The organism is Vibrio sp. PSi01, assembly GCF_054960695.1.
Genome location: NZ_JBHNYN010000002.1, coordinates 81,093 through 94,121 on the forward strand (window position 1 = coordinate 81,093; position 13,029 = coordinate 94,121).

The window sequence follows — 13,029 nt, forward strand, 5'->3', positions numbered from 1 at the left end:
ATGGACAACATTGTTCTTGTGGGCGCTGGTTTCGCTGCTTTACAAACCATAAAGATGATCCGTAAAACTGACCCAAATATCGCTATTACAATAGTCACTGCTGATGCGGGTATTGAATACAGTAAGCCGAATCTTTCGCATGTATTCAGTCAAGCTCAAACACCTCAGCAACTTGCGATCAATACTGCTCAACAATTAGCTGAGCTGCATAACGTTGTCATTAAAACCAACGTTTGGGTAAACGAGATTAACACCGAGCAACAGTTTATTGTCGCTGGCGATGATATCATCCCATACTCAAAACTAGTGCTGGCAACCGGGGCAGCGCCTTTCATACCTGCTGCTGAGGGGTTGAGTGCTCAGGCAACGATTACTCTCAATAGCTTGGAAGAGTTCGAAAAACACAAAGCTCAGATCGACGCTGCGCAACGAATCACCGTTATCGGTGGCGGGCTCATTGGCGTCGAGTTAGCTTTCGACCTTCAAACTGCGGGGAAAAGTGTCACGGTCATTGAACCAGCAAGTTATCTATTAGGTAGTTTGGTACCACCTTTTATCTCCCTAGAACTGGAACGAGAGCTTCGTAAAGCCGGTGTGACAGTTGAGACGGATGCAATGGTAAGCCATGCCACCTATCTCGCTGACGGAGTAAGGTTACAAACGACCTCTTCTCGATTAATCAAAACCGATGTGGTCATCGCTGCAGCTGGGTTAATGCCAAATACAGCACTCGCGCAACAGACAGGAATGGCAGTGAACAGAGGTATCATCGTTGATGAAGCAATGAGAACTAACATCAAAAATGTCTATGCCATTGGGGATTGTGCTGAAATTCAAGGACGAGTAATGGCTTACCTGCAACCCGCGATATTAGCGGCCAACGTATTGGCGAAACAACTCACTACGGGTGAAGGAAAGCTAAGCTTGCCGCATATTATGACTAAAGTGAAAACGCCTAGTTATCCGATTCAGCTGGCAGGCCGTGATATTCAAACTGCTCAGAGTTGGGAGACTCGGTTTGATCCAAAAGGGATTGTCGCCAAAGGTTTTAATGAGGCAAACCAACTCGTCGGATTCATTGTCACAGGGGAACACACTAAAGCAGCATTTCCTCTGCTTAAAGAACTACAGACCAGTTCACCGACATAAGATAAAATCTATAAGTTCGGTATATGCTAGACAATAAAAAAGCCAGTCAATCGACTGGCTTTCTTGTATTCATCTTGGTGCGATTAGCTCATCGCATTTAAGCAAGGACGAACATTAACCGATAAACGAGATGTAACCTTGAAGGATGATCAGGTTAACGATATCGATAAAGAAGGCACCAACGATTGGCACAACCATGAAGGCTTGTGGCGACGGACCGAATCGGTTCACCAAAGAACCCATGTTCATTACCGCTGTTGGTGTTGCACCTAGGCCGAAACCACAGTGACCACCCGCCATAACCGCTGCGTCGTAGTTAGAACCCATTACTTTGAACGTCACAAAGTAAGAGAAGATACCCAACACCACAGCCTGAACCGCAAGGATAACCAAGAACGGAATCGCAAGGTCAAAGATGTTCCAAAGCTTAAGGCTCATTAGCGCCATAGCTAAGAACAGTGATAATGACACCGTGCCCAGAATATCGACCGTTTCGCTATCGGTTTTATGCAGCTTAGTGACTTCAAAAACATTTGTAATGAATACACCAATAAACAACGCATAAACGAAGTCAGGGATCATCAACCAAGAAATTTCAAAGGTCGCTACCCACTGCTCTAGGTATTTCGCGCCCGTGATACAGATAAGAAGAATGAACAATACTTCGATCACCTTCTTCGCGGTCACTTTGTCTTCTTCGTACTCATTGTAAGTAACGAGTTCAGGGAAGCGTTCGTGCGTTTGCGTGCCAGTACCGTATTCAGATTCAAGTTGGTTCTTATCAATCAACTTTTGGGCCACAGGGCTACCGATGATGCCGCCAATAATCAAACCAAAGGTGGCTGAAGCCATCGCAATTTCTAGAGTATTGGCAATACCGAATGTGTCTGAAAACGTCTGTGACCAAGCTGCACCGGTACCATGACCGCCAGATAGCGTAATAGAGCCTGCAATCAAGCCCATCAAAGGTTCAAGACCAAGGGCTGTGGCTAATGTCACACCTACACCATTTTGGATAATGATGTAAATCGAAGCGACCCCTAAGAACAGAAACACCTTTGCACCACCTTTCATCAACTGGGTGTAGTTAGCAGCAAGGCCAACAGTCGCAAAGAACATCAACATGAAGGTGTTCTGCAATGGCAAAGAGAACTCTAGGTCAACGCCGTTGAAGTGTAGGGCAGTAATAGCAAAAGCGACGATCAAACCGCCGACGATGGGCTCAGGGATATTGTACTTTTTGAGAACCGGTAGCTTTGCATTTACAAAATGACCTAGAAACAAAACGCTAATTGCGATTAGGAAAGATTCTAGTGGCCCTATTGAAATTAATTGATTCATATAACCTCTATTGTTTTGCGTGCTCATCTTCCCTAATGAGTCTGGTTTTGTCTGTAATTATGTGTGCTGCTCTACCTGTGCTATGAGAATGGGTAAGAAATTGTGGATGAGAAAACCAGCGCATTGCTGCGTTCACTCCGTACCATGTTAGTAGTACGTTAACTTTTAAGTAGAGAGCGACGGTTTTGTGATAACAATCAATCTCCAAAAGTATAAATCGACAGCAATGATACTGCTGCTCAATCTCTTTTTGAATACCTAAAAAAGCAAAAAGGAGCCATTGCTAGCTCCTTTTTTATTACCATTGCTGGTAATTAGAATTTTTTCGGGGCATACCCTGTCATAACCTCAATGCGAAGCTCTTTACCAATCTTCGTCATTGGGTGAACAATCACTAATCCTTTTACAGACTTTTTCAATTTGCCCATATCCGCTTGCTCAGCTTTTGTAATTTCACGGCTAAATGGCATATCAATCAGCGACTTACGCTCTTGATTCACATCGAAGCTTTCTTTGTGTTTAAGCTGGGCAATTTTCTTAGTTAGCTTCTTAATCTCATCTTCAAATTGACGAACAACAGGACGATCATTACGAGTTTTAGCAGCCGCTAACTTGTTGCGACACTTGTCTAGACGGTTGTTAATTTGTTGAAGTTCGTTTTTAACACTCATAATAATTTCCTAAGATTAAACAAGCCAATTCGGATTGGGGCGCGGAGTATAGCACAAGGCTTTACCTGAACCGAAATTTATCTGACAAATAGCCAATCGAATCAAAGATAACCTAAACTGATTACCACTCGATAATCATTCTAGAATAGATTAACCCTCGATAAGTGATGTTTCACTCGTCTGTGCCACTCACCAAAAATCCAATGGCAAAAAGAACTTAGTGCCAACCACATAAGGATCTACGATGACATTCATTAAACTCGTGCAGAAACGAGCACTAACCTACAGCCTAGCCATTGGCTCTGTGTTCGCCACAACTTATGTGTCTAGTGAAACATCCCGTGTCAATACGCTACCTGATAACCTTATTGTTGAGTACTCGACACCTAAGACTGAGGCAGAACAACAGATCAAAAAAGAGATTCAACTTAGTGGCGTCAACGACACCGTGATTGACCTATCCAATCAGCTCTTCATGTTTAATAACCCATTAACCATTCAATATGGCAACGAAGACGGTCCACTCTACGATCCACAAACGCATCAAGTGCTCATCCCTTATAGCTTTTATGCTGAATCGTTAACTTACTTTGAAAAGAATCAGTACGAAAAAGAGTACGGGAAAACGGCACAAACTGGAGCTATCGATACCTTACTTCACACCCTACTGCACGAAACTGGGCATGCTTACATAGAAGATCAAAAAATTGCTATTTTGGGGAAGGAAGAGGACGCCGTTGATAACCTCGCTACCATCATGTTGCTCAACTATGTAGAACACGGCGGAGATGCCGCAATTAGTGCCGCTGACATGTTTGCTTTCGAGTCAGAAGACCGTCCTGAATATTACGATTTAGGTGAATACATTGATGAACACAGCTTTGATCTCCAACGTTACTTCTCTACTCTGTGTTTAGTATATGGAAGCGACCCTGAAGCTTATAAAAACTTACTCGATGACGTGGAAAATGACTACCTAAAAAATAGAAAAGAGTTCTGCGTGGAGCACTTCGATGTGATTAACGCGAATTGGCATCAGTATTTGAAAGAGAGTAGTGAGGGTTAGTTAAAGACCTAAAGAGACAAAAAGCCGAAAGTTCTACAAAAGAGTTAGAGTTAAGCGAGCGGCCTAGAAACCAATTCTGAAGCCGCTATCAAACAGGGTTAAATCTAGACTTTTACTTTATACTTAAGGTCTTGAGCTTCATCACCGGTCATTCCTCGGAATCCCCAACAGTGCGATGGCTGCTCTTTAATGGTGATTTCGATATCAATAGGAGAGATAGAGAGTTGCTTTTCTATTTCGGAGAATATTTTCTTAATCAGACGCTTTTTAGTATTTACCGCCCGACCTTCCATCATGTTGATTTCGATAACCGTGTATGCGTCGGTTCTACCCTCTGGGTAAAAGAAGTCATCCCTTTCCAACGGCACAAACCGATGGGCTCGCTTGTCATCGGGCAACCCCATCTCACTGTTTAAGCATTGCTGCAACACGTTAGATAGCTGCAACTTAATTGGATTTAAGCACTCTTTGATACCATAAATAACAATCATGACCATTCCTTTGATGTGATGTTAGGTAAAGAAGAACGTTAGATAGAAGGACCGCTTGGCTGCTATCCACTCGCTTACTATTTGTTCATATATTACCTAATGACGTCAATGAAAGAAGGTTAAATCAATGAATTTATGAACAGGTGCAACAAAAAACATAGGGTTCGATTTTTCACTCAGTCACTCCTCCGTGAGATATCTATCAGACCTCAGTAAAGTAGCTATTCTAGAAACGCTCAGAGGTACTCATTACAACAAATTGATCGAACACCAGAAATACCCCGTATATCTGTTCACATTAAATTTGAACTAAGGAGTACTATGTGCCGAACTCACTCAACAAGACCACACAGACAAAAGACGAATTAGAAACACCTGTAAAGTCTTCTCCAGAACTCGCCGTGTTTCCTCTCCCCATCTTTCTTTTGCCTGGAGGCCGACAAAGATTACGCATTTTTGAGCCTAAGTACCTTGCCATGGTCGCTCAAGCGGCACAGGGGGATGGTTTTATTCTCGCCACTCAAGACAATTCAAATTCAGAACACCATAGTTACTGGGGAACAAAAGTTTCTATTGTCGATTTCAATATGTCTGATGATCAAATTTTAGAAATCGATGTCGAGGGACAAGAGCTTGTCCAACTTCATTCGTCTTTTCGTTCTCAAGACGGTTTAATTAAGAGTAGATTTAGTTCAATGCCTCACTGGCCTGAGCTTGAGTACAAAGTCCCTAATGTGGTAACAGCGTTCTTGGTGCAACTGTTTCGCGACCACGACTCAATCAGAAACCTCTACCCGACCCCTGATTTTGAGAGCTCACAATGGATATGCGCTCGGTTGCTTGAGATAATGCCTATCCCTATAGAAAAGAAAACAAAATTCACTGAGCCAACCAGCTTTCCATCACTAGTTCCTTTTTTGAATCAAATCATTACGGGGCAATAAACACTTTTATTCACTATAATTTTGTATAGTAGAAATTATTTTAATTAAAAGTGATCCCTCTCCTCTTTAACCACGTAATGCCAATCAAATTCGAACAGCGGTAATTTGCTATGCAAGTGGAAAGCAGAAGTTTAGGGATAGGCAAGGAGCAAGTCATTATTCCTGACAATAACTCACCTACCAACAACAAAGTACCTACAGAGCTCTCAAGCTGGCTAATTTTGGTTGGTACAGACCGAGACAAGCAGGCTTTTACCTGTTTGTTCAAATTCTTCGCTCCGAAGATAAAACGTTTTGGCATTAACAAGTTAGGTAGCGAAGCCGCGGCTAACGAGCTAGTTCAAGACACTATGACCAATGTGTGGAAGAAAGCACATCTTTACAACCAAGAGAAAGGTGCAGCGACCACTTGGGTTTACACCGTGATGCGAAATGCTGCCTTCGACATGTTGAGAAAGGTCAAAGCAAAAGCAGAACAAACGATCGCCGACGACATTTGGCCAATTGATGCGATGGTGGCCGAGTCTCAGAATGAAGAATTGCCTTTTGGTGATCATTTGATGAGTCGTCACGTAATGACTCAAATTGAGAAGCTGCCTCTAGCTCAAAAAACGATTGTCAAAGGTGTGTATTTTCAGGAGCTATCTCAAGAACAGCTCGCACAACAACTCGGCGTTCCGCTCGGAACAGTGAAATCGCGACTAAGACTCGCTTTAGCCAAACTCAAGGTTCACATGGGGGACCAAAGTCATGATTAAACATCATCCAAACGCAGCAATGTTGAAAGACTTTGTCGATGGCACTCTAGCCGATTCAGTTTCCTTGATCGTATCAAGCCACGTTGAACTGTGTGAACACTGCCAGCAACAAGTAAATCAATTGACCGCAGAAGCGGCAAATAATGTTTTTGATGCAGAAGAATCGGGTCAACGCGTGTTGTCAGAAGATCAATCATTCTCTAACGAAGAAATAGATTTGGATATAGAAAAATTCCTGTCCGAAAATAGTGATTTTGATTTCGAAGCTATAGCGCAGATAACATCCGATCCATCTCAATCAGTTGAGGTGACACCTGAACTGCAGAAAGTAACCATCGCCGACACCACGTTCACTATTCCAAGAGCATTGAGTTCGGTGACAAGAAAAGATTGGATGAATTTAGGAAAAATTTCGCGAGCGAGATTGGATTTTGATGACGAGGCACACCACACGAGTTTGTTACACATCGACAAAGATGGAAAGGTACCTTGCCACACTCATAAGGGCTTCGAGATCACACTACTTTTAGAAGGTAGCTTCGAAGATGAAATGGGCGTCTACAACAAAGGTGATTTCATCTGGTTGGACGGTAATCATACTCATCAACCAGCGACCAAAGAAGGTTGTGTTTGTTTGACTGTTTCGAGTGATGCGCTTTACTTCACAAAAGGTGTAAGCCAGTTATTCAATCCACTCGGCAGGTATATCTATTAATCCAGTTGCACGCTATAAATATACAGGATGGCATTAAGCCATCCTGTAAATCGTTAATATCACTGGATTAAAACATCGACAATATTGAGACTTGAAAACAACTTGGCTCAGTAAGTACGATTAGCAATGTTGAAATATAATAAATAGCTCAGAGCAAGAGCAAAGGAGTTGGCCAATGGAAAAGAAAATTAAAATAGGTATCAGCGCATGTGTTGCAGGACACAAAGTACGCTTCGATACTGGTCATAAACGCTCTCGTTTTTGTACAGATGATCTTGCAGATTATGTTGAGTTAGAACCTGTATGCCCAGAAATGGCAATCGGCCTTCCAACGCCTCGTCCTACTATTCGCCAAACAAGAATGTTAGATGACGTCATCCATGTTTCTCGTCCTGATGGTTCAGGCGATGTGACCAACGAACTTATCGAGTTCGGACAAAACTACTCGAAGGCCAATCAGCACATTGCTGGTTTCATTGTTTGCCAAAAAAGTCCTACCTGCGGTATGGAGCGAGTAAAGATTTATCACCACCACGGTCGCGGTTCTGAATCGACAGGTGTCGGCATGTTCACCCAACAAATCATGGATGGTAACCCTTTACTTCCTGTTGAAGAGAATGGCCGCCTCAACGACCCAATTCTACGTGAAAACTTCATGACACGAGTTTTCACTTATCAAAAGTGGCTGGATCTTGTCGACGAGGGCGTTACCAAACACAAATTGATTCAATTCCACAGTGCGCACAAGTATTTGGTGATGTGTCACCACGTTGAAGGGTACAAGAGCCTTGGCAAATTGCTAGCTGGCAATGAACTTGAAATTGATGAATTAGCAAACCAATACATTGAAGGGTTGATGACCGCATTATCTCATCACGCGAATCGCGGTAGCCACGCTAATACTTTGCATCACTTGCAAGGTTACTTTAAAAAACAGCTGAGCAGCGCTCACAAACAAGAACTCACCAATCAAATTTCATCATTCAGAGAAGGGCTAGTTCCTCTGTTAGTCCCATTAACCTTGATTAACCACTACTTGATGGAATACCCAAACGAGTACTTAGAATCACAGGTTTACCTGAACCCTCATCCACAAGAACTTAAACTGAGATACGGATATTGAGCGACATTCTATGGATAAGACGAGATCTGCGGATTCACGATAACCCAGCGCTCGTCGCGGCAGTTGAAAACGGTGTAACTAACGCCGTTTTCATCTCAACCCCGCAACAATGGCAACAACATGATCTCGCACCAATAAAAGCTGATTTTATTTATCGCCATCTCAAGCAACTTGAATTGCAGCTTGCTGAATTTGGGATAACTTTGCTGCATCTGAAAGCGACCGACTTTGACGACCAAGCCGCACAACTCACTCGTTTATACAATGAGCTCGATGCCAAGTGTGTTTACACTAACTCTGAGCCTGAAGTAGACGAGCAGTTACGTGACAAACGTTTAATCGCTAGCGGTATCAAACTGAAAATGACCGACTGCGACACCATTCTTCCCTTGGGCAGTGTTTTGAATAAACAAGGCGAGATGTTCAAAGTTTTCACGCCATTCAAAAACGCCTGGTTAAAAGAAGTGCAAGTCAAAGGGATCCAGTGTAGCCCAGCTCCAATCATACAAGCAGAGCCTACACAGACCGAGCGTCTTAACACCCAGTTGTCTGGCGATCTTACTCCTCATAAGCTTTCTGATGAGTACGACTTTGACTTTCCGCGTGTTGATTCAGATCGTTGGCCACTAAGCCAAGATGTACTAAATAGCGTGATCCCAAACTTCTTAGCCAACAAAGTTAACGACTATGGCAAATTTAGAGACATTCCTTCGATCAAAGGAACCTCTGGCCTGTCGCCATACTTAACGATTGGTGCGGTCAGTCCGCGCTGGCTAGCGATTCAGCTGATTCAACAACAGCCCGATTTGTTGTTTGATACTCAACTGCCCGCTTTTTCTTGGCTCAATGAATTGATTTGGCGAGATTTTTACAAGCATTTAATGTTCCACCATCCTAGACTGGTTAAAGGTGCTAACTTTCAACAGAAATATAATGGCTTAGATTGGTATCAAGATCACCCAAGTTTCAAAGCTTGGTGTGAAGGTAAAACTGGCTATCCATTGGTTGATGCGGCAATGCGTCAATTGGTTGAGACAGGTTGGATGCACAACAGATTGAGAATGGTGGTGGCGAGCTTCCTTACCAAACACCTGTTGATTGACTGGCGCTGGGGAGAGAGATTTTTTATGTCGCACCTTATCGATGGCGATTTTAGTGCGAACAACGGTGGCTGGCAGTGGGCTTCGAGCACTGGTTGTGATGCTCAACCTTACTTTCGAATTTTCAATCCAATCACGCAAAGCGAAAAGTTTGATCCAAAAGGAATTTTTATTCGTAAGTACATACCAGAGCTGCAAAAAATTCCGGATAAGCATGTGCACTTCCCGCATGACTACATCAAGAAAAACGGATTAAACAGTGAATACTGGCAACCCATCGTTGAACACAAAGAAGCACGATTGAGAGCCTTAGCCTTTTTCAAATAATTAGAGTGTAGATTATGGATAACTCTCTCTGGCTTAATAACTTTCTCAACATGTATCAAGAACTCGGAACAGACAATTTCGACGTGCTAAGAACGGTTTATCACTCTGATGTCGAATTCCAAGATCCGCTGCATCACGTCAGCGGAATTGATGAACTAACCCATTATTTTGAGAACATTTATACACAAGTGACAAGCTGTAACTTTCATATCGAGCACGCCTTTGAGGCAAATAATGAAGCGTCAGTATATTGGACCATGCAGTTTTCTCACAAACAGCTGAACGGTCAAAAACCAATCGAAGTGCAAGGGCACAGCCACCTGAAAATGCTCGACGATCAAGTGGTCTATCACAGAGACTATCTCGACGTTGGCGCTATGCTATATGAACATATCCCAATGTTAGGCTGCGCGATCAAATCCATCAAGAAAAGAGCGAGCCGCTAATGCGTATTATGATTACTGGCGCGACCTCAGGTATCGGCCAATCACTGTCCAAGGACTATGCCCAGCAAGGACATCAAGTCATCGCTTGCGGACGTAGCGCGGAAAAGTTACAGGCTCTCGTTGATTCTCACGAGACAGACCTGTCCCATCCGTCAATTACGCCACTCTGTTTTGATTTAACTGATTACCATAATTTCCCAGAACTCAACCAAAATGAACCTCTCGACCTGTTGATTTTGAACGCCGGAGACTGTGAATACATTGATGACCCAATTAACTTTGATGCCGAGCTATTCGAACGTGTTATCAATATTAATCTGATATCAATCGGTTATGCGCTTAAGTCGTGGTTAAAAAACATTAAGCCTGGTGGTCGCTTGGTACTAGTCAGCTCAAGCGCCAGTTTTCTCCCTCTACCCAGAGCAGAAGCTTATGGCGCTTCAAAGGCGGCACTGACGTATTTAGGAAGAACCCTGTCGGTTGACCTAGCAAAACACAATATTCATGTCTCAATTGTGCATCCAGGCTTTGTTGAGACACCACTTACCGAGCGAAACTCTTTCTCTATGCCTATGATTATTAGTAGCGAAGCTGCAACTCAGAGAATTGTAAAAGGTATTGCTCAAGGAAAGAGTGAAATTGATTTCCCAAGACGATTCATTATGTTGATGAAGCTACTCAGAATGCTTCCAACTTCAGTTTGGCAAAAACTCGCTTCAAGGATGGTATAACAATGAAGAAAATCGCCATTATAGGTTCAGGTATTTCTGGACTGACTTGCGCACACATATTAGATAAACACCACGACGTAACGGTATTCGAAAAAAATGACTACGTCGGTGGTCACACCGCCACGGTTGATATTGAACATCAAGGCACGGCGTTTTCAATAGATACTGGTTTCATCGTTTTTAACGACAGAACCTATCCAAACTTTAACCAACTGCTTGAGCAGTTAGGCATAGAAAGACAACCAACCGAGATGAGCTTTAGCGTCCATAACACGACGACTAAGTTTGAATACAACGGCCACAGCATTAATTCGTTATTCGCTCAAAGAAGCAACATTTTCAAACCTCAGTTCTGGTCTTTAGTCTCCGACATTCTAAAGTTCAACAAGCTGTGTAAAGCTCAGTTCGAAAGTAACAAATTCACGCCTGATGTAACCCTTGGCACTTTCCTACGCGATAACCAGTTTTCAGATTTTTTCAGCCAGCACTATATTCTTCCAATGGGTGCCGCTATTTGGTCCACAAGCTTAAAAGAGATGGAAGAGTTTGAGCTTAAGTTCTTCATTCAATTTTTCTATAACCACGGACTATTAGATATCGCGAATCGCCCACAGTGGTATGTGATTCCTAAGGGTTCTCGCTCTTACGTGGAAATTATCCTTTCACGCTTGAGCAAACCCGTCGCTTTGAACACATCGATTAAGCAAGTGACTCGCCAAGAATCAGGTATAACGATTGAATTCAAAGATGGCGGCACTCAAAATTTCGACGAAGTAATATTTGCATGTCACTCAGATCAAGCGCTACATTTACTCGGCGATGCGACAGAGCAAGAACAACAGGTTCTAGGCGAGATCCCATACAGCCGTAACGAAGTAGTTCTGCACACAGATACTCGCTTATTGCCAGACAGAAAACTGGCTTGGGCAAGTTGGAACTACATGTTGGATGGCGACAGTAAAAGGCCAGCCTGTGTCACTTACAACATGAACATTCTGCAAGGTATCGAAAGTCAAGACACCTTCTGTGTCACCTTGAATCAAAGCGAAGCCATCGACCCAGAAAAAATCATTCGCAGCTTTGTTTATCATCACCCGGTACTGAACTCGAACACGGTAGAAGCTCAGCACAAGCGCGAACAGATCTGTGGCAAAAACCAGACTCACTTCGCCGGCGCGTACTGGTATAACGGGTTCCACGAAGATGGTGTCCACAGTGCTCTCGATGTAACCAAACGCTTTGGCTTAGATTTGAGTACGAGTTCAACACTATGAACACTCACACCTTAACACCCGAAATGGGCATCGCATCCGAAAAGAGTGAAGAGCTCAGCGGTATCTATTGGGGTAATGTCAGACATCGCCGTTTTGGTGATATCACACACGAGTTTAGCTACCAGCTTTACATGATGGGGTTAGATCTTGACGAATTGCCCCAAACCACAGCGCGCAGTCCGCTGTTTGGGACTCAGTGGTACAACCTGATTCGCTTTGTCGAATCGGATTATCTCGCTGAAAAAAAAGAAAATCTCACGAATGATGAACCAAAATCACTCAAGCAACGTATAGCCTCCAAAGTACAACAACTTGGTGGAGTTTGGTCAGATTCAAATCGTGTAACGATGTTAGCCCAGTGCCGTTGTCTAGGTATCTATTTCAGTCCAATCAACTGTTTTTTCTGTTATGACGATACTGGCGATTGCAAATACATGTTGGCCGAAGTGAGTAATACACCATGGCGACAACGACATTATTACCTCATCGACATGCATCAAGAATTAAAAGTTAAGAAAGAGTTTCACGTTTCGCCGTTCATGGATTTAGACATGACTTACTTTTGGAAAATTAAGCCACCCGCGAAACGGACATTAGTACACATCGAAAGCCGCCGAGACGATAAGCTTTTCGATGCAACACTAGCACTGACGAAACAGTCAGTAACGAAGAAAAATATTAGACGGACGTTATTAAAAGTTCCGGCAATGACGATAAAGATCGTGATGGGAATTTATTATCAGGCTCTCAAACTATTCCTGAAAAAGGTACCGTTTATAGCGCACCCAGATTCAACATCTTAAGCGCTTAAAAAGCAATTAAATGACAACAAGGCAATTAGAACTGAGTTATCTCAAACCGACGAGCAATACTCAATTTTAGTTGGCCGAAAA

14 protein-coding genes are annotated in these 13,029 nt (G+C 43.1%); 11 read left to right on the top strand and 3 right to left on the bottom strand.

What is annotated here, in order from left to right; all coding sequences use genetic code 11:
• Positions 1 to 1,149, top strand: a complete 1,149-nt coding sequence (norW, locus tag ACFI6G_RS03485; protein ID WP_016766900.1) for an NADH:flavorubredoxin reductase NorW — start codon at positions 1 to 3, stop codon at positions 1,147 to 1,149.
• Positions 1,150 to 1,263: 114 nt separating this feature from the next.
• On the opposite strand, the gene gltS is transcribed toward norW, so the two are convergent.
• Both gltS and ACFI6G_RS03495 read right to left on the bottom strand, forming a co-directional pair.
• The gene (gene gltS, locus ACFI6G_RS03490) at positions 1,264 to 2,490 is read right to left on the bottom strand and encodes a sodium/glutamate symporter (RefSeq protein WP_010432457.1); all 1,227 of its coding nucleotides are present in this window, start codon (positions 2,488 to 2,490) and stop codon (positions 1,264 to 1,266) included.
• A 314-nt stretch (positions 2,491 to 2,804) separates the two neighbouring features.
• Complete coding sequence (locus tag ACFI6G_RS03495; protein WP_010432454.1) at positions 2,805 to 3,161, bottom strand: YibL family ribosome-associated protein; 357 nt, start codon at positions 3,159 to 3,161, stop codon at positions 2,805 to 2,807.
• Positions 3,162 to 3,405: 244 nt separating this feature from the next.
• Here ACFI6G_RS03495 and ACFI6G_RS03500 point away from each other — a divergent pair, with 244 nt between their 5' ends.
• Positions 3,406 to 4,227: a DUF4344 domain-containing metallopeptidase gene (locus tag ACFI6G_RS03500; RefSeq protein ID WP_215945649.1), complete on the top strand. Its 822-nt coding sequence runs from the start codon at positions 3,406 to 3,408 to the stop codon at positions 4,225 to 4,227.
• Between the two features lie 104 nt (positions 4,228 to 4,331).
• Here ACFI6G_RS03500 and ACFI6G_RS03505 read toward each other — a convergent pair whose 3' ends face one another.
• Positions 4,332 to 4,718, bottom strand: a complete 387-nt coding sequence (locus tag ACFI6G_RS03505; protein ID WP_010432446.1) for a tautomerase family protein — start codon at positions 4,716 to 4,718, stop codon at positions 4,332 to 4,334.
• 323 nt (positions 4,719 to 5,041) lie between these two features.
• Between ACFI6G_RS03505 and ACFI6G_RS03510 the strand changes: the two genes are divergently transcribed.
• The 9 genes from ACFI6G_RS03510 (at position 5,042) to ACFI6G_RS03550 (ending at position 12,939) form a co-directional block, all read left to right on the top strand.
• Positions 5,042 to 5,662, top strand: a complete 621-nt coding sequence (locus tag ACFI6G_RS03510; protein ID WP_010432444.1) for an LON peptidase substrate-binding domain-containing protein — start codon at positions 5,042 to 5,044, stop codon at positions 5,660 to 5,662.
• Positions 5,663 to 5,772: 110 nt separating this feature from the next.
• Positions 5,773 to 6,420, top strand: a complete 648-nt coding sequence (locus ACFI6G_RS03515) for a sigma-70 family RNA polymerase sigma factor (RefSeq protein ID WP_010432441.1) — start codon at positions 5,773 to 5,775, stop codon at positions 6,418 to 6,420.
• The gene (locus tag ACFI6G_RS03520) at positions 6,413 to 7,135 is read left to right on the top strand and encodes a ChrR family anti-sigma-E factor (protein ID WP_010432438.1); all 723 of its coding nucleotides are present in this window, start codon (positions 6,413 to 6,415) and stop codon (positions 7,133 to 7,135) included. Before ACFI6G_RS03515 ends, ACFI6G_RS03520 begins: the two co-directional genes overlap by 8 nt.
• Before the next feature lie 175 nt (positions 7,136 to 7,310).
• Positions 7,311 to 8,258, top strand: coding sequence for a YbgA family protein (locus ACFI6G_RS03525; RefSeq protein ID WP_010432435.1), 948 nt, complete (start codon positions 7,311 to 7,313; stop codon positions 8,256 to 8,258).
• Positions 8,255 to 9,685, top strand: coding sequence for a deoxyribodipyrimidine photo-lyase (gene phrB, locus ACFI6G_RS03530; protein ID WP_016766899.1), 1,431 nt, complete (start codon positions 8,255 to 8,257; stop codon positions 9,683 to 9,685). Before ACFI6G_RS03525 ends, phrB begins: the two co-directional genes overlap by 4 nt.
• Before the next feature lie 14 nt (positions 9,686 to 9,699).
• Positions 9,700 to 10,131 carry a nuclear transport factor 2 family protein gene (locus ACFI6G_RS03535; RefSeq protein ID WP_215945650.1) on the top strand — a complete coding sequence of 144 codons (432 nt, stop codon included), beginning with the start codon at positions 9,700 to 9,702 and terminating at the stop codon, positions 10,129 to 10,131.
• Positions 10,131 to 10,862, top strand: coding sequence for an SDR family NAD(P)-dependent oxidoreductase (locus tag ACFI6G_RS03540; RefSeq protein ID WP_010432430.1), 732 nt, complete (start codon positions 10,131 to 10,133; stop codon positions 10,860 to 10,862). Before ACFI6G_RS03535 ends, ACFI6G_RS03540 begins: the two co-directional genes overlap by 1 nt.
• Positions 10,863 to 10,864: 2 nt before the next feature.
• Positions 10,865 to 12,136: an NAD(P)/FAD-dependent oxidoreductase gene (locus ACFI6G_RS03545; RefSeq protein ID WP_010432429.1), complete on the top strand. Its 1,272-nt coding sequence runs from the start codon at positions 10,865 to 10,867 to the stop codon at positions 12,134 to 12,136.
• Positions 12,133 to 12,939 carry a DUF1365 domain-containing protein gene (locus ACFI6G_RS03550; RefSeq protein WP_016766895.1) on the top strand — a complete coding sequence of 269 codons (807 nt, stop codon included), beginning with the start codon at positions 12,133 to 12,135 and terminating at the stop codon, positions 12,937 to 12,939. Before ACFI6G_RS03545 ends, ACFI6G_RS03550 begins: the two co-directional genes overlap by 4 nt.
• The last annotated feature ends 90 nt before the right edge of the window (positions 12,940 to 13,029 follow it).